General features: G+C 73.6%; 10 protein-coding genes. 6 read left to right on the top strand and 4 right to left on the bottom strand.

Features of this window, described 5'->3' with window-relative positions; genetic code table 11:
• Window positions 1-23 precede the first annotated feature (23 nt).
• The 6 genes from NP075_RS14805 to NP075_RS14830 all read left to right on the top strand — a co-directional run bounded on the left by NP075_RS14805 (window position 24) and on the right by NP075_RS14830 (window position 11,788).
• Entirely contained in the window at window positions 24-6,779 is a 6,756-nt protein-coding gene (locus tag NP075_RS14805; RefSeq protein ID WP_227565231.1) for a prealbumin-like fold domain-containing protein, read from the top strand.
• A gap of 160 nt (window positions 6,780-6,939) precedes the next feature.
• Window positions 6,940-7,947, top strand: a complete 1,008-nt coding sequence (locus NP075_RS14810; RefSeq protein WP_227565230.1) for a siderophore ABC transporter substrate-binding protein — start codon at window positions 6,940-6,942, stop codon at window positions 7,945-7,947.
• The gene (locus NP075_RS14815) at window positions 7,944-8,930 is read left to right on the top strand and encodes an ABC transporter permease (RefSeq protein ID WP_372456728.1); all 987 of its coding nucleotides are present in this window, start codon (window positions 7,944-7,946) and stop codon (window positions 8,928-8,930) included. Before NP075_RS14810 ends, NP075_RS14815 begins: the two co-directional genes overlap by 4 nt.
• Entirely contained in the window at window positions 8,923-9,969 is a 1,047-nt protein-coding gene (locus NP075_RS14820; protein ID WP_227565229.1) for an iron chelate uptake ABC transporter family permease subunit, read from the top strand. Before NP075_RS14815 ends, NP075_RS14820 begins: the two co-directional genes overlap by 8 nt.
• Window positions 9,966-10,727 carry an iron ABC transporter ATP-binding protein gene (locus tag NP075_RS14825; protein WP_227565228.1) on the top strand — a complete coding sequence of 254 codons (762 nt, stop codon included), beginning with the start codon at window positions 9,966-9,968 and terminating at the stop codon, window positions 10,725-10,727. Before NP075_RS14820 ends, NP075_RS14825 begins: the two co-directional genes overlap by 4 nt.
• A 107-nt stretch (window positions 10,728-10,834) precedes the next feature.
• Window positions 10,835-11,788: a quinone oxidoreductase family protein gene (locus NP075_RS14830; RefSeq protein WP_227565227.1), complete on the top strand. Its 954-nt coding sequence runs from the start codon at window positions 10,835-10,837 to the stop codon at window positions 11,786-11,788.
• 33 nt (window positions 11,789-11,821) lie between these two features.
• Here the strand turns inward: NP075_RS14830 and NP075_RS14835 are convergent, their stop codons facing one another.
• The 4 genes from NP075_RS14835 to NP075_RS14855 form a co-directional block, all read right to left on the bottom strand.
• Window positions 11,822-12,367, bottom strand: coding sequence for a hypothetical protein (locus NP075_RS14835; protein WP_256791156.1), 546 nt, complete (start codon window positions 12,365-12,367; stop codon window positions 11,822-11,824).
• 2 nt (window positions 12,368-12,369) lie between these two features.
• Window positions 12,370-15,534 carry an alpha/beta fold hydrolase gene (locus NP075_RS14845; protein ID WP_284439896.1) on the bottom strand — a complete coding sequence of 1,055 codons (3,165 nt, stop codon included), beginning with the start codon at window positions 15,532-15,534 and terminating at the stop codon, window positions 12,370-12,372.
• 323 nt (window positions 15,535-15,857) lie between these two features.
• Window positions 15,858-16,541: a response regulator gene (locus NP075_RS14850; RefSeq protein ID WP_227565225.1), complete on the bottom strand. Its 684-nt coding sequence runs from the start codon at window positions 16,539-16,541 to the stop codon at window positions 15,858-15,860.
• A complete protein-coding gene (locus NP075_RS14855; protein WP_227565224.1) occupies window positions 16,538-17,956 on the bottom strand; it encodes a sensor histidine kinase in 1,419 nt (472 codons plus the stop codon). The genes NP075_RS14850 and NP075_RS14855 overlap by 4 nt, the downstream gene beginning before the upstream one ends.
• Window positions 17,957-17,986 lie beyond the last annotated feature (30 nt).

Genomic DNA, 17,986 nt, shown 5'->3' on the forward strand with positions numbered 1-17,986 from the left:
TGCCATGCGACTGGGGGGACGCCATGGACGACGGCTCGCGACGCCTGCGTCGGATCGGGGCAGCACTGGCTTCGGCAGCGCTCGCGCTGGGTCTGCTGGTACCGATCGCCGTGGTGGGCAGCACGCCCGCCGAGGCGAACGCCCCCGCGGCCGCGCCGCTGGCCGTCCCACCGGCGACCGGCGACAACGCTGTCATCACCGTCCGGGTCGGCGCCGACCGCCAGGGCGCGACCGGCGTCTCCGGCCTGGCCGGGGTGACCCTGCAGCTCTACGACGGCACGACCGCCCCCACGACGCCCGTCGCCGGCGCCTGGGCGACGTGCGTGTCCGACGCGGACGGCGACTGCAGCTTCGTCGTCCCCGACACCGAGACCGGGCTCTTCGGCTGCCGGGTCGGGGCCGGCGCCAACTGCGACCGGCGCTTCTGGGTCGTGCAGACCGGCGTGCCGGAGGGGTTCACGCAGAACTCCACCCTGCGCACGGGCAACGGCGACGGCAGCGGGTCGCAGCTGACGCCGTACCAGTTCCGGACCGGCTCGACCCTGCGCGCGGGCAACACGTACACCTCGCAGTCGAACTTCATGATCGGGACGGGCAGCACGAACCGCTCGGCGTCGGGCGGCGTGTGGCAGCAGTCGCGGACGAACCCGGCACCCCTGCAGCAGTGCGGGCTGAGCGTCGCGCTGATCCTGGACCTGTCGGGCTCGGTGACGTCGCAGCAGCTCGTCAGCCTCAAGGCCGCGGCCGACACGTTCACGAACTCGCTCGTGGGCACGCCGTCCGAGATGGCCCTGTTCTCGTTCTCCACGGGGAGCCCCGCGGCCGGCGCGACCCAGAACTACCCCGGCCTGACCTCGGTGTCGACGCAGGCGGGCGCGGACGAGTTCACGTCCCGCTACGCCTCGTGGACCGCCACCGGCGGGACCAACTGGGACCGCGGGATCGCCGCGGCCGCCGAGGCCGCGGCGTCGTACGACGTCGCGGTGGTCATCACGGACGGCGACCCGACCTTCTACTCCCAGCCTGCGGAGGGTCCGGGCAACTTCACCCGCTTCCGCGAGATGGAGAACGGCATCTTCTCGGCCAACGCCCTGAAGGCGCAGGACACCCGCGTCCTCGCCGTGGGCGTCGGGGCCGGGGTCAGCGACCCCGCCACCGCCCAGAACCTCGCCGCCATCTCGGGCCCCACCGCGTACGACGGCACCAACACCGGGACCGCGGACTACTTCCAGGTCGCCGACTACACCGTCGTGGGCCAGGCCCTGCGCCAGCTCGCGCTCGGCGACTGCACCGGGTCCCTGTCGGTCGTCAAGCAGCTCGTCGACGCGTCCGGCGACCTCGCGACCGCCACGCCCGCGGGCGCCGGGTGGACCTTCGGCGCCTCGACGACCACGCCCGGGGTGACGCTGCCGACCACGAGCGCGACGACCGACGCCACCAGCGCCGTGAACTTCCCGATCACCTACGCGGGCGGGACCGCCACCGGGACGATCGAGGTCCAGGAGGAGGCCCAGGAGGGCGCTGTCCTGTTCCCCGTCGCCGGGGCGAACGCCGTCTGCACCGACCTCGTGACGGGGCAGGGCGTGACGGTCACCAACGTCGGGGCGGCGGGCTTCACCGTCGACGTCCCGAACACGGACGCCGTGAGCTGCACGGTCTACAACCAGGTGGCGGCACCTGCCACCGTCACCGTCGACAAGGAGTGGGTGATCGACGGCGCCGCACCGGTGCCGAACGGCAACCAGCCGTCCGGCTTCACCTCCGAGCTGACGCTCACGGGTCCGGGCGCCGACGGCGCCACCAGCCAGGCGTGGGGCGTGACGCGCCCCGGGTACGTCGCGGGCGAGAGCGTCACGGTCGACGAGCAGGTGGTGCTGCAGGTCCCGGACATCGACCCCGACCTCTGCGTGGTCTCCCCACCGCAGGTCGTCGAGATCGACGGCGCAGCCGTGGACCCGACGCCCGTCCCCACGGGCGGCTACGGCCTGACCCTGGTCGAGGGTGCCAACACGCTGACCATCCGCAACACCGTCGACTGCGAGTCCCGCCTGACGCTCGCCAAGTACGTCGAGGAGGGCACGGCCGACCCCACGGCGTGGGACCTGGCGGCCCTCCCGGCGCCGGACGCGCCCGCCGGGCAGCTGCCCGGGCCGGCCGGGACCAGCGGGAGCGCGGGCGCGACCGACGTGCCCATCACCCCGGGCGTCCCCTACCAGCTCGCGGAGTCCGGCGGCCCGGCGACGTACCTGCAGGTGGACCAGCGCTCCGACCTGCAGGAGTTCCCCGCGTCGACGGGGTCGTGGTCCTGCATCCGGGTCGACACCGAGGGCAACCAGATCTCCGGCTTCGCCGACGGCCTGAACGGGGGCGTGACCGCGCCGATCGCCGCGCGCGTCCTGTGCACGGCGACCAACCAGACGGCGCAGCTGACGCTGGTGAAGGAGGTCGTCAACCAGGCCGGCGGCACGGCCGTGCCGTCCGACTTCACGCTGCGCGCCACCCCGGGCACGACGCCCGAGGTGGAGGGGCTCACCGAGATCGAGACCCCCGGCGCCGCCGAGGCCGACGCCCAGACGTTCGAGATCCGGCCCGGCCACCCGTACACGGTCAGCGAGACCGGGCCCGCCGGGTACGAGCAGACCGACCTCGAGTGCCTCGTGAACGGGACCGCCGTCAACGGCACCGAGATCACGGCCGGACGCGGCGAGAGCGTGGTGTGCACGTTCACCAACGCCGACGACCCCGCGTCGCTCACGTTGCGCAAGGCCGTCGACGCCGGGTCCACCGGTGCGACGCAGACGCCCGCCGACTGGACGCTGACCGCCACGCTGCAGGGCACCGGCGAGCAGGACCCGGTCTCCGGGAACGGGGCCGACGGCGTCACCGACGTCGAGGTCCTCGCCGGCACGTACGCGCTGTCCGAGTCCACCGTCGCGGGCTTCGACGCGGGCGCGTGGGAGTGCGTCGACGCGGGTGGTGACGACGTCGCGGTCGATGACGGCGCGGTGGCCCTCGCGAACGGCGCGAGCGTCACGTGCACCGTCACGAACACCGCCCAGCAGCCCACGCTGACGCTCGTCAAGGAGCTGACCAACGACCAGGGCGGGACGTCCGGCACGGACGACTGGACCCTGACCGCGGACGGGCCGACCGCCGGTGTGAGCGGGGTGACCGGCGAGGAGGCCGTCACCGGCGCCCCCGTGGCGATCGGGAGCTACGCGCTGTCGGAGTCGGGCCCCGCCGGGTACACGGCCGGTGAGTGGACCTGTGCGGACGACGCCGGGACCGTGACCGTCACGGACGACGCGGTCGAGATCGGGCTCGGTCAGGACGTGACCTGCACGATCACCAACGACGACCAGCCCGCGGCCCTGACGCTGCGCAAGGTCGTCGACGCCGGGACCACCGGGGCGACCCAGACCCCGGCCGACTGGACCCTGACGGCCACACCGCAGGACATCGAGGGCCAGGACGCCGTGTCCGGTGACGGAGCCGACGGGGTCACCGCCGTCGAGGTCTTCGCCGGCACGTACGCGCTGTCGGAGTCGACCGTCGCCGGCTTCACCGCCGGGACGTGGGGCTGCGTCGACGCCGACGGCGGCACGGTCGCCGTCGACGGCGACGCCGTGACCATCGGCAGCGGGACCGACGTCACCTGCACGATCACCAACACGGCACAGCCCTCGACGCTGACCCTGGTCAAGCAGGTCCTCAACGACGAGGGCGGCACGGCCGTCGCCACCGACTGGACCCTGACGGCCGCCGGGCCGACGACCGGGCTGACCGGCGTCACCGGGGACGCCGCGATCACCGGGGCCACGGTCGCGATCGGCACGTACACCCTGACCGAGTCCGGGCCCGCGGGGTACGCCGCGGGCGACTGGGAGTGCGCGACCGACGACGCGGCGGTGCCGGTCACCGACGGTGCGGTCGCGATCGCGCTCGGCCAGGACGTGACCTGCACCATCACGAACGACGACCAGCCGGCGGCACTCACGCTGCGCAAGGTCGTCGAGGCGGGCACCACCGGGGCGACGCAGACGCCGGCCGACTGGACGCTCACCGCCACGCCGCAGGACATCGAGGGCCAGGCGCCGGTCTCCGGTGACGGCGCCGACGGTGTCACCGGTGTCGGGGTCTTCGCCGGCACGTACGCGCTGTCGGAGTCGACGATCCCCGGCTTCACCGCCGGGACGTGGGGCTGCGTCGACGCCGCCGGCGGCACGGTCGCCGTCGAGGCCGGTGCGGTCACCCTGACCACCGGGGCCGACGTCACCTGCACCATCACGAACACGGCGCAGGGCGCCACGCTGACGCTCGTCAAGCAGGTCACCGCCGACGACGGCGGCACTGCCGTCCCCGGCGACTGGACGCTGACCGCGACCGGACCGACCACGGGGCTCACCGGGGTCACCGGTGACCCGACGATCACGGACGCGCCCGTCGCGATCGGCAGCTACGCCCTGACGGAGTCCGGCCCCGCCGGGTACACCGCGGGCGACTGGACCTGCGCGACGGACGACACCACCGTGCCAGTCGCGGACGGTGCCGTGACCGTCGCCCTGGGGCAGGCCGTCACGTGCACCGTCGTCAACGACGACCAGCCCGGCACGCTCACGCTGGTCAAGCAGGTCACCAACGACGCCGGCGGCACCGCGGAGCCCACGGACTGGACCCTGTCCGCCGACGGCCCGACCGCCGGGGTCACCGGCGAGACCGGCACCGACGCGGTCACCGGGGTCGAGGTGGCCGCCGGTGACTACACCCTGTCCGAGGCCGACGGCCCTGACGGGTACACCGCGTCCGACTGGACGTGCGAGGGCGGCACGCTGAGCGGCACCACGGTCACGATCGCCAACGGCGCCACCGTGACCTGCACCATCACGAACGACGACCAGCCGGCAGCCCTGACGCTGCGCAAGGTCGTCGACACCGGCGCCACCGGCGCGCCGGAGACGCCCGCCAGCTGGACGGTGCGCGCGGCACCCGAGGACATCCCGGGCCAGGAGATCGTCGCGGGCAACGGGGCGGACGGGGTGACGGACGTCGCCGTCTTCGCCGGGACGTACGCACTGTCCGAGTCGTTCGTCGCCGGGTACGAGGCCGGGGAATGGACCTGCGTCGACGCGAGCGGTGCCGACGTCCCGCTGGACTCGGGCTCGCTGACCCTCGCCAACGGCGCGGACGTGACCTGCACGATCACCAACACCGCCGTGCCGACCACCCTGACCCTCGTCAAGCAGGTCACGAACGACGACGGGGGCACCGCGGACGCCCGCGACTGGGTGCTCACCGCGACCGGCCCGACGACGTCCCACAGCGGGGCGAGCGGGGACGACGCCATCACCTCGACGGAGGTCGAGTACGGCAGCCACGCGCTGTCGGAGTCCGGCGGCCCCTCGGGGTACACCACGAACGACTGGGCCTGCGAGAACGACGAGGGCGAGCTGCCCGTCGAGTCCGGCGCCGTGCTCCTCGAGCTCGGGCAGGACGTCACCTGCACGGTCCTCAACGACGACCAGCCGGCGACGCTCACGCTCGTCAAGGAGGTCGTCAACGACCACGGCGGCGACGCGGCCGCCACCGACTGGACCCTGACCGCCGACGGCCCCACCACCGGGGTCACCGGGGAGACGGGCAGCGACACCGTCACGGGCGTCGACGTCAGCGCGGGTGACTACACCCTCTCCGAGGCCGACGGACCGACGGACTACACCCCGTCGGCATGGTCCTGCGAGGGCGGCACGCTCGACGGCGACGCCGTCACCGTGGCCAACGGCGAGGCCGTGACCTGCACCGTCACCAACACGTTCGACGCACCGCGCCTCACGTTGGTCAAGGACGTGCTCAACGAGCAGGGCGGCACGGCCACGCCCGAGGAGTGGACGCTGCGGGCCGAGGGCCCGGAGACGGTCAGCGGCGCGACGCGCGGCCCGACGATCACGGACGTGCCGGTGACGCCCGGGGCGTACGCGCTGTCCGAGGTCGACGGGCCCGAGGGCTACACGCAGGTGGGCTGGGAGTGCGAGGACGCGGCCGGGCCCGTCGCGGTCGACGGCGACGTGCTGGAGCTCGCCGCCGGTGACGACGTGACCTGCACGGTCACCAACACCGACGCGCAGGCGACCGCCCCGTGGACCGCGGTCAAGAGCAGCGACCCGCCGTCCGGCACGCAGGTGCAGCCCGGTCAGGTCGTCACCTACACGGTGACGCTGAGCCCGGTCGACCCCGGGGGCGAGATCCCCGAGTTCGTCGTCACCGACGACCTGACGGACGTGGTCGACGACGCCACGCTGATCGAGGACAGCATCGCGACGACCACGGGCGGGGTCGCCGTGGCCCAGGGCGGCGTCGAGCTCGTCTGGAGCGGCGGCCCGGTGGCCGGCACGCAGACGCTGACCTACCAGGTGCGGGTGAACGACGACGTGAACGGCCAGGTGCTGCGCAACGTCGTGACGGCACCCGGTGCCGAACCGTGCGTCGACGACGCGGACGTGACGTTCGAGGTCGCGGCGCTCGCCGACGAGGTGCTCGCCGACGAGGTGCTCGCCGACGAGGAGTGCCGGACCACGACGCACCCGACGCCCACGCGCACCACGCCGGCCGACGGACCGGGCAGCGCAGGGCCGTGGGACGGCGACTGGTTGTCGAGCACCGGCGGACCTGGCGCAGGGCTCGCGCTCGTCGCGCTGTGGCTGGTGGCGGGCGGTGCGGCACTGGTCGGGAGCTCACGGCGTCGTGAGTCCGGGGCACGGACGACGAGTCGCGGCACGACATGACGTGACGGCCGGCGGCGCGTCCTGCGGGGCGCGCCGGCGGTCGTCCGCCGGGCAGGACCACGTGCCAGCAGAGGGTAGCCTCCCCTAAGTCGTCTTAGGGTGTCCTTCCCTGGGATCGACGCGCCTTGTCGCGCCCGTCCACACCTCCCGGAGCTGACGCATGTTCTCCCGCCCTCCTGCCCGCCGGCTGGCCGCCGTGCTCACCGCCGCCCCGCTCGCCCTCGTCCTCGCCGCCTGCGGCGCGGGCGCCGACGCCGCGGAGCCCGCCGCGTCCGCCTCGCCGACGACGGCCGCGACGACGGTCACCATCGAGGACAACCACGGCACGGTCGAGGTGCCGCTCGACCCGCAGCGCGTCGTCGCGCTCGACAACCACGTGTTCGAGACCCTGTCCGCGTGGGACGTCCCGCTGGTGGCGGCACCCAAGGGCGTGATGGGCTCGGGCATCTGGCCCGCGTACACCGAGAACGAGGACGTCCTGGACGTCGGCACGCACCGCGAGCCGAACCTGGAGTCGATCATCGCCGCCGAGCCGGACCTCATCATCGGCGGCTACCGGTTCGGTGACCACTACGACGACATCGTCGCGCAGAACCCCGACGCGACCGTCATCGAGATCGCGCCGCGCGACGGCGAGGACGTCGCCGACGAGCTCGTCCGCCAGGTCGAGATCCTCGGCCAGGTCTTCCAGCGCGAGGACGACGCGGCACAGCTCGTCGAGGCGTTCGAGACCGCGGTGGCCGACGCTGCCGCCGCGTACGACGGCACCAGCACGGTCGTCGGCCTCATCACGTCGGGCGGCGAGATCTCCTACTCCGCGCCGGTCACCGGCCGCAGCATCGGCCCGGTCTTCCCGACGCTCGGGCTCGTGCCCGCGATCGAGCAGGCCGCCGAGGACACGTCGCACGGCGACGACATCGGCGTCGAGGCCATCGCCGCCGCGAACCCCGACTGGATCATCGTGCTCGACCGTGACGGCGCCGGCGTCGGCGAGGGCGACTACCGCCCGGCCACCGAGCTGATCGGCGCGTCGCCGGCGCTCACGTCGGTCACCGCCGTCGCGCAGGACCAGGTGATCTACCTGGACCCGAACTTCTACCTCACCGAGGACATCCAGGCGTACACGGCGCTGTACGAGCAGATCGCCCAGGCGTTCGCCGCCGCGTGACCACGCTCACCACCGCACCCGCCCCGACCGCTGCCCGCACGTGGCAGCGGTCGGGCGGGCTGCTCGCCGCCGCGCTGCTCACCCTCGCGCTCGTCGTCACGTCGCTGTTCGTCGGCGTGTACGACCTGGGTGCGCAGGGCGGCGACGCCATGTTCTGGATCACCCGCGTGCCCCGCACGCTCGCCCTGGTGCTGGCCGGCAGCGCGATGGCCGTCAGCGGCCTGGTGCTGCAGCAGCTCACGCAGAACCGCTTCGTCGAGGCCACCACGGCCGGGACCAGCGAGTGGGCCGCCCTCGGCCTGCTGCTGTCGGTGATCCTGCTGCCGACCGTCGGCCTGGCCACGCGCATGGTCGTCGCGTCCGCCGCCGCCTTCGTCGGCACCATGGTCTTCCTCGTCGTGCTGCGGCGCGTGCAGGTGCGCACCACGCTGGTCGTCCCCGTCGTCGGGCTCATGCTCGGCGCCGTGGTCAGCGCGCTGACCACGCTTATCGCCGTCCGGACGAACTACCTGCAGCTACTCGGCACGTGGTTCATGGGCTCGTTCACCACGGTGGTGCGCGGGCAGTACGAGGTGCTGTGGGTCGTCGCCGCGGTGTGCGTCGCGATCTTCGTGCTCGCCGACCGCCTCACGGTCGCCGGCCTCGGCCGCGACGTCGCCACCAACCTGGGCCTGAGCTACGACCGCGTCCTGCTCGTCGGCACCGCCATGGTCGCCGTCGCGTCCGGCGTCACCACCGTCGTCGTCGGCTTCCTGCCGTTCCTCGGGCTCGTCGTGCCCAACGTCGTGTCGCTGCTGCGCGGCGACGACCTGCGCTCGAACCTGCCGTGGGTCTGCCTCGGCGGGGTCGCGCTCGTCACCGCCTGCGACATCCTCGGACGGGTCGTGCGCATGCCGTTCGAGATCCCCGTCGGCATGATCCTCGGCGTCGTCGGCGCCGCCGGGTTCCTGCTGCTGGTGCTGCGGGTGCGTCGCCGTGGCTGAGCTCGTCTCCCCCGTCACGCCGATCAGCCCGGCCGGCCCCGGCCCCGCACCGCGCGTCCCGCTGCGCGACACCATGGCCCGGTACGGCGTCCGGCTCGCGCTGGTCACGCTCGTCGCGGTCGCCGCCGCCACCGGGATCCTCGTGTGGGACAACCCCGCCGCGCCCGGGTCGAGCGGCTACTGGACCATCGTGCGCAGCCGCCTGTCGTCGGTCGGCACGATCCTCGTCGTGGCGTTCTGCCACGGCGTCGCCACCGTCGCGTTCCACTCCGTGACGAACAACCGGATCCTCACGCCGTCGATCCTCGGGTTCGACGCGCTGTACCGGGTCGTCCAGACCGCGCTGGTGTTCTTCCTCGGTGCGGGCTCGCTGGCCGCCACCGACGGCATCGCCAAGGTCGTGCTGCAGAGCGTGCTCATGGTCGGGTTCGCGACCCTCCTGTACGGCTGGCTGTTCACCGGCAGGCGGGCCGACCTGCACCTGCTGCTGCTCGTCGGCGTGGTCCTCGGCATGGGCTTCGGGTCGCTGTCGACGTTCATGCAGCGCATGCTCACGCCGAGCGAGTTCGACATCCTGTCGGCCCGGCTGTTCGGCAGCATCAGCACGTCGTCCGCGGAGTACCTGCCGTGGGGCGCCGCGGTGTGCGTGGTCGTCGGCACGCTGCTGTGGCGGCGCCGGCACGTGCTCGACGTCGTCGCGCTGGGCCGCGAGACCGCCACGAGCCTGGGCGTGCGCCACCAGCGCGAGGTGCTGCTCACCCTGCTGCTGGTCGCCGTGCTCGTCTCGGTGTCGACGTCGCTGGTGGGGCCCATGACGTTCTTCGGGTTCGTCGCCGCCCTGTTGACCTACCAGGTCGTCGGCACCAGCCGGCACGCGCTGACCCTGCCGATGGTCGTCGCGCTGGCCTCGGCGATGCTCCTGCTCGCGTACTTCGTGCTGCGGCACGTGTTCTACGCCGGCGGTCTCGTCACGGTCGTCATCGAGCTCGGCGGCGGCCTCGTCTTCCTGTTCTACCTCCTGCGGAAGGGCCTGCGGTGATCACCCTCGTCGACGTCTCGAAGTCCTACGGGGACGTGCACGCGCTCGGCCCGGTCGACCTCGAGATCCCCACCGGGGGCGTCACGGCGCTCGTCGGACCCAACGGTGCCGGCAAGTCCACGATGCTGACGATCGTCGGGCGGCTGCTCGCGGCCGACGCCGGCCGGGTCACGGTCGGCGGTCTCGACGTCGTCACGGCGCGGCCGCGCGAGCTGGCGCAGCGCCTGGCGATCCTGCGCCAGGAGAACCACTTCGTCGCCCGGCTCACCGTGCGCCAGCTCGTCGCGCTCGGCCGGTTCCCGCACTCGCAGGGCCGGCTCACCACGGCCGACGCCGATGCCGTCGACACCGCGCTGGAGTTCCTCGACCTGGTCGACCTGCAGCACCGCTACCTCGACGAGCTGTCCGGCGGGCAGCGCCAGCGCGCCTACGTCGCCATGGTCGTCGCGCAGGACACCGACTACCTGCTGCTCGACGAGCCGCTGAACAACCTCGACATGCAGCACGCGGTGTCGATGATGGCGCGCCTGCGCCGGGCCGCGGACGAGCTCGGCAAGACCGTCGTCCTCGTCGTGCACGACGTGAACTTCGCCGCCGCGTGGGCGGACCGCGTCGTCGCGATGACCGACGGCCGGGTCCGGCACGTCGGGACGCCCGCGCAGATCATGACCGAGGAGATCCTCACGGACGTGTTCGCGACGCCCGTGACCGTCGTCGACGGCCCCGGGCACCCGCTGGCGGTGTACTACCGGCCCTGAGGCACGGGTGCGGCGCGTCGTCGCCGGGCCGGTCATCGCCCCAGGGCACCCACTCCTGTGGCGGGCGTCATGTCGCCGACCTAGGCTCGGCGGGACGGGGGGCCGCGATGAGAGCAGCCGTGGTGCCGGCACCGGAGGGCACGCCCCGGTACGGCGAGTTCCCGGACCCGCACGCGGGCCCGGACGACGTGCTGCTGGACCTCGTCGCGGCGGCGCTGCACCCGATCGTGCGCTCCCGCGCCCGCGGCACGCACTACAGCGCCGGCAGCGAGTACCCGATGGTCCCCGGCGTGGACGGCGTGGGACGGACCCGCGAGGGTGCGCTCGTCTACGCCGGTGAGGTGCAGGAGCCGTGGGGCACGTTCGCCGACCGGTTCGCCGCACCGCGCACCCGGACCGTCCCCCTGCCCGACGGCGTCGACCCGGTGGCCGTCGCCGCGGGCATGAACCCGGGGATGTCGTCGTGGATGCCGCTCACCGAGCACGTCGCTCGTGGTGGGGCCCTCGGCACGGTCCTCGTGCTCGGGGCGACGGGCACGGCCGGCGGCCTGGCGGTGCAGAACGCCCGCCGGCTGGGCGCGAGACGGGTCGTCGGGGTGGGCCGTGACCCCGCGGAGCTCGAGCGCGTCCTGGCCCTGGGCGCCGAGCCCGTCGCGCTCACGGAGGACGCCGACGCCGACGTGCCGGCACTCACGGCGGCGCTCGACGGCGAGGCGCCCGACCTCGTCCTGGACTACCTGTGGGGCGCTCCGGCGGAGGTCGCGTTCCGCGCGCTGGAGGCCGGCCCGGCCGGTGAGGGCACGGTGTACGTCGAGGTCGGCGCCGTCGCCGGCCCGACGGCCGCCACGCCCGCGGCGCTGCTGCGCAGCCGCAGGTTCCAGGTGCGCGGCAGCGGCATCGGCTCGGTCGACCTGAGCCGCTACCGCGACGAGGCCGTCGCCTACCTGGGACGGATCGCGGCCGGTGCCGTGGTGGTCCCGACGGTGACGTTCCCCCTCGAGCGCGTCGCGGACGCGTGGCAGGCGACGCACGGCCCACGCGCCGTCGTGACGCCCGTCTGACGACCCGCCCGCCCGCCGCCCGGCCGCCTGCGGTCAGCGGCGCGCGCGGCCCGGCGCCACGAGGACGACGGCAGCACCCACGGCCGCACCGGCCAGGCCGGTGGCACCCACCCACCACCACTGCGACCCGTCACGCTGGACCGTCACCCAGACCTCGGAGCCGGCGCCCTGCACGTAGAGCGAGACCCGCGCCTCGAGGCCGGGGCGCTCCAGGAGGTAGAAGTCGTCCGCGGCGGCGGGATGGTCCGTGACGACGGTCCACCCCGCCGCGCGCGCGAGCTGCGGGACCGCGAGGTCACCGTCGGTCGCAGCGGATCCCGTCGCGGTGACCCCGGCGACGTCCTCCCAGCCCAGGAGGACGTTGCCGCGCTGCAGGCCCTCGTCCTCGACGCTGAAGCCGCGAGGGACCAGGTCACGGGCCTCGGCGAGCAGGTCGGACCCGCTCGGGCGCAGCACGAGCCAGCCCACGACGAGACCCACCAGCGCACCCAGCACGCCGCCGAGCACCACCGGCCCCGCCCCGGGTCGCGCCCCGGCTCCCCCACGCGCCTGCGTACGCTCCCCCGTACCGCGGCCCATGGCTAGTGCGTCCCCCAGGTGGTGCCCGGCCCGCCGACCAGCAGGTCGACGCCGGCACCACCCACGAGGACGTCGTCGCCGACGCCACCGAGGAGCGTGTCGTTGCCGGCATCTCCGAACAGCCGGTCGTTCCCGACCTCACCGGAGAGCACGTCGTGCCCGTCCCCACCGTGCAGCGTGTCCGCGCCGCGGCCACCGAGCACGAGGTCGTCACCGCCACCCGCGCACACCAGGTCGTCACCCTCACCCGCGTGGATGACGTCGCGCCCTGCAGTCCCGACGATGACGTCCGCACCGCGGGTCCCGAGGACCAGCCCTCGGCCCGTGGCGACGATCGTGGCGGGCACGCCCTGACAGGTGTGCCGTACGTCGACCTGCTGCGTCTGCTCGCCCACCTGGCCGGCGGTGTCGGTCACGCGCAGGGTCACGTCGAACACGCCCGCCGTGGCGTAGCGGTGCTCGACGAGCGGGCCCGACGCGGTGGTTCCGTCACCCAGGTCCCACACGTGCTCGACCACCGTCTGGTCGTCCGAGGACGCCGAGCCGTCGAGCGTGACGACCAGACCGTCCGTCACCGTCGCCGTGAACTGCGCGACGGGCGGGACGTCCAGTGCGGTACCTCCGGTGAACTGCGCGGACAGGTACGGCGCCGTGGTGTGCGCGTCGACGAGTGCGACCCCGGACTGCGGTGACCACAGCGGGTAGATCGCGAGGTCGCGCAGCACGTACGGTCCGTCCTCGCCGGACGCCCCGATGCTCGCGCCGTCGAGCTCCAGGACGATCTGAGCACCACCGGCACCGAGGTACACCTCGGTCTGCGCCCGCCCGACCTCACCGCCGTCCTGCGCGACGAGCTTGCCGTTGACGGCGTACGTCCCCGCCTCCTCGGTCGTGACCTGCGCCGAGAGCCTCAGGACGTCGTACAGGCCGTCGCCGTCGGCGTCGACGGGCTCGTCCGCGAACCCCGAGACCGTCAGGACGTCGTGCTCGAACGCCCCGGGGTCGGCCGCCGCGGTCTGGCCGAGGTCGACGATGTCGACGATGCCGAGGTCCGCGTCGGAGAGCGTGACGTCGACCAGGCGCCACGGGCCCGGCCGCGCGCTGTCGTGGATCGTCCGGCCGTCGAAACGGAGAGTGAGTGCGCCGTCACCCGCGGCGAGCTCGCCGGTCGCGCCCGCCTCCGCGACCCGGTCGCCGTCAGCGTCGACGAGCCGGCCGGCAAGTCGGTAGCCGCCGGCGTCGTCGACGCGGACCGGGACCGTGAGATCGAGGTGGTCCATCAGCCCGTCGAGGTCGTCGTCCTGGGTGCTCTCCGTGAACGTGTCCCCGACGGAGCCGCCCGCGGCCACGACGAGCGGCACGTTCGCCGTCCGGGGCTGCTCACCCTCCACCCACGCCGTCACGTTGAAGGAGCCCTCGGCCGGTGCCGTCAGGGTCGTGGTCCAGCGCCCCTCGCCCGCCGCCGTCATCTGCCCGGACACGATCTCGCCCGCCTCGCCGGTGATCCGGAGCTCGACGGCGTCGCCCGCCAACGCTCCCGCCAGCTCCGCGACGACCTCGAGCTGCGTCCCGCCGCGGACGACTGTCGGCACGTCGAGCGCGAGGGCCCTGCTGGACTCCACGAGCAGGTGTGCCTGGAAGGCCCTGGTCGCGTCGCCCTCGTTCGTCACGGTGAGCGTCGCCGACCCGGTGAAGTCGGCCGCGACAGCCGGCGCGTCGAAGAACGTCGTGGGAGCGAACGACCCGGAGTCGACGGAGACCGCGAGCCCTTCCTCCGCCAGCACCACGACGGTCGCCGCCTCACCCGCACCGGCCGCGAGGGGGTACGAGCGCGTCTCACCCGGACCGACGGCGTCTGCCGCGCCTCCCGCGTTCTGCACGGCGGCGCCCTCGTCCGAGGGCGCCGCCGCCTCAGCGGCCCGCCAACCCCCTCCGCCACCCCCTCCGCCACCGCCACCGGCAGTACCTGCGCAGTCCGCGTGCTCGGCGTACAGGAAGCAGAACGCCCTCAGGTACGAGCCGCTCTCGCGTTCGTAGATCAGGCCCATGTGGTCGGTCTCGAGCGACGGCGTCAGGCTCGTGTGCAGGCCGCCGTTCCCGTTTCCCGCGGCGAGGTGCCGGACGCTGCTCACGGCCACCGTCCCGTCGTCCTGTCCGGCGAGGACCACGAACCCCGGGCCCCCGGTGCTGCCTGCGATCGTGCCGTAAGCCACCGAAGCGCGGTCCGGGACCTCCTTGTTGAAGACGCCGATGACGTACCCCGGCTGCAGCTGGTAAAGACCGTCCTCACTGCTCTCGCACGGACCGAAATCGCGGCTGAGATAGTCGACGAGGTATTGACCTCCGCCCTTCAGCCACCACGGCGTGTTGCGGTTGGCACACAGCAGGGACGCGAGGTCGCTGCCGGCGTTCGGTGTCCCCAGCATGACGATCCTGCGCACCTTGCCCGGATTGTCGAACGCGTACAGCCGCCCCGCGAGGCCGCCCATCGAGTGCCCCACGATGTCGATCTGCTGGTAAGGGTCCCTGTCGATGAGGTCGTCGACCTCCGGGGTCAGGAGCTCCACGTTCCGCCTGATGCTGTCGTTCTTGCTGAGCTGCGGTGCGATCGCGCGGTTCACCAGCCGCGACTGGTTGTCCGTGAAGTACTTCTTCATGCTCGCCATGGTCGACTCGCCCGAGGACCAGGTGCTCTCGTTCGCCGTGATCCCGTGCACGAAGGCGACCGGGCGCACACCGTCCCGACCTTGGCCCGGCCGCAGCTCGGCCCAGTCGACCTCGACGGCCCACCCGGAGCGGCCCTCGTCGATGAGCACCTGGAACTGATTGGTCGCGACCTCGCCCTCCGCGGCGGGGAACCGCAGCAGCTCGGCGGGGAACGAGAAGGTGTCGGTCGCCCACTGGTTGTCGGCGCCGCTCAGCTGGCCCTCGAGCTGGACGCCGTTGACCACGACCCGGTCGATCTCGCCGCTGATCTCGTCGACGTCGAACGCGCGCAGAGTGAGCAACGACGTCGCCCCGTGGAAGACGTGGCCCGTCGCGGGCGCGCCGTTCTGGTCGACGGGACCGAGATGGTCGGAGATGTCGATGGAGAAGTCGAGCGGGTTGTCCTCGTACCAGAGGTACTGGTCGAGGTCGAAACCGCTCTCGACGCGATATGTCAGCAACCCACCCGAGGCCGCACGTACCGAGGTCCCGGCGGATTCCTGCAGCGTGGTTCTCGCTCGTGCGGGGGGTTGTTCACCGCTGGCCACCGAGGATGCCGCGCCCGCCGGGAGGACGCCCAGGCCGGAGAACACCACGGCACCGACAATTCCCGCTGTCGCGATCACACGCAGGCGCACGGCGTCTCCCTTGTCACGGAATGACCACTGTCGAGCGGTACGTTCCAGGTCCGTGGAGCATGCCGTCAAGATTCCGACCTGGCGGCGAAGAACATCTCGCCCGTTCGGCCCAGCGCCGCCGGCGGCGTTCCCGCGGACCTCTCCGGTCAGCGACGCGCCTCCGCGCGCCCGCCGACCGCCAGCCCGCACTCGTACGCGATGATCACCGCCTGCACCCGGTCGCGCGCACCAAGCTTGGCGAAGAGGTTGCCGACGTGCGTCTTGACGGTGGTCTCCGAGACGACGAGCTCCGCCGCGATCTCGGGGTTCGACGATCCCGCCGCGACCAGGCGCAGCACGTCCAGCTCGCGCGGTGTCAGGGCGGCCAGGCGTGGGTCCGGGCCCGGCTCGGCCGCCGCGGCCGTCGGCAGGTGCGGCGCGAAGAGGTCGAGCATGCGCCGCAGGATCCGCGGCGCGACGACGGCGGTGCCGGCGGCGACGGTGCGGATCGCGTCGACCAGCTCGTCCGGGCGGGCCGACTTCAGGAGGAACCCGCTGGCACCGGCCCGCAGTGCGGCGAACGCGAGGTCGTCGACGTCGAACGTGGTGAGCACGAGCACCCGCGAGGCCGGGTGCTCCTCGACGATGCGTCGCGTCGCCTCGATGCCGTCCATGCCGGGCATGCGGATGTCCATGAGCACGACGTCGGGCGCGAGCGCGGCCACCTGGGCGAGCGCGACCCGCCCGTCCCCGGCGTCGCCGACGACCTCGAGGTCCGGCTCGCTCTCGATGACCATCCGGAAGCCGACGCGCAGCAGCGACTGGTCGTCCACCAGGAGCACCGTCGTCATCGTGCGTCCCCGTCCTCGTCGTCCGACCACGGCAGCACCGCGCGCACCTGCCATCCCCCGCCCAGCCGGGGGCCCGCCGACACGTGGCCGCCGAGCAGCGCGGCGCGCTCGCTCATGCCGACGATGCCACGGCCGGTGCCGCCGCCCGTCCCCGGACGCGTCCCCCCGCTGTCGAGCACGTCGACCTCCACCGTCGTCGGCGTGCGCCGCACGGTCACCTCCACCGACGCCGCGCCCGGTGCGTGGCGCAGGACGTTCGTCAGCGCCTCCCCCAGGATCCGCGCCACGGCGAGGCGCACGGACACGTCGTCCGGGAGGTCCGCGTCCAGGCCGGTGGCGCTCACCGGGAGGCCGGCGGTCCGGAACCGCGCGACGACGGTGGCCAGGTCGACCTCCGCGGGCTCGACCTGCCGGGCGGCACCCGTCGCGCCGTCGGCGGCACCGTCCGCGGGGCCGTCCGCCGGGCCCAGCGCGCCCAGGACGCGCTGCATGTCGACCATCGCGGACCGGCCGGTGCGGGCGACCTGCCGCACCGCCTCCCGGGCGTGCTCGGGGGCGCGCTCGAACGCCGCGTCGGCACCGTCGGCCAGCGCGACCATGACGGACACGCTGTGGGCGACGACGTCGTGCATCTCGCGGGCGATGTGGGCGCGCTCGGTCGCGCGGGCGAGCGTGACGCCCTGGTCCCGTTCGCGTGCCAGCGCCCGGTAGCGCTCGACGAGCTCCGCGGCGTGCAGACGACGGGCCCGGGCTGCCGACCCGACAGCGACCCCCAGCAGCAGCAGCAGCGCCGCCAGCAGGAGGACGGAGAGCACGCGGCTGCCGGACGAGAAGCGCTCCCCGTCGTAGTCCGCCACGTAGGAGGGGTCGGCGGGGACCGAGGACCACATGATGACCTCGCTGATCCCGAGGTCCTGCCACCGCCACAGCGCGACCGTCACGACCGTGAGGACCGCCCCGAAGACGACCCACGTGGTCCGTGTGCTGCGAGCCGCGGCCACGCCGTAGAGGGCGCACGCCAGGCAGGCCCCCAGGACGCCCAGCACACCGCCGACGACCAGGGACGCCAGCGCCGCGACGGTCAGCAGCGCCGTCACGGTGAGCGGCCACAGCCGTCGCACCAGCAGCAGACCGGCGCCGACGGCGGCCCCCGCCAACCACGTGGCCGTGGCCGTTCGCACGTACGCGGGACCTGGCGGGTACGCGCCGAGGTAGGAGCCTCCGGCGGCGGTCTGGCCGGCCCACACCGAGCCGAAGAGCCCGACCACGAGCATGGCGCCCGCGACGGTGACGTCCATGACCCACGGGCGTCTCGCCACGAGGCGTGCGACCGGGCTCCCGGCGCGTACGTGCTCCTCGGTGAGCAGCGGCTCGCGCTCGGTGCGCGCCGCCGCGGTCTCGTGTCGGATCACCACCGGCCCACCCTCCCATCCCTGGTCACCCGC

The sequence above is a fragment of the Cellulomonas wangsupingiae genome, from assembly GCF_024508275.1.
Taxonomy (GTDB): Bacteria; Actinomycetota; Actinomycetes; order Actinomycetales; family Cellulomonadaceae; genus Cellulomonas; species Cellulomonas wangsupingiae.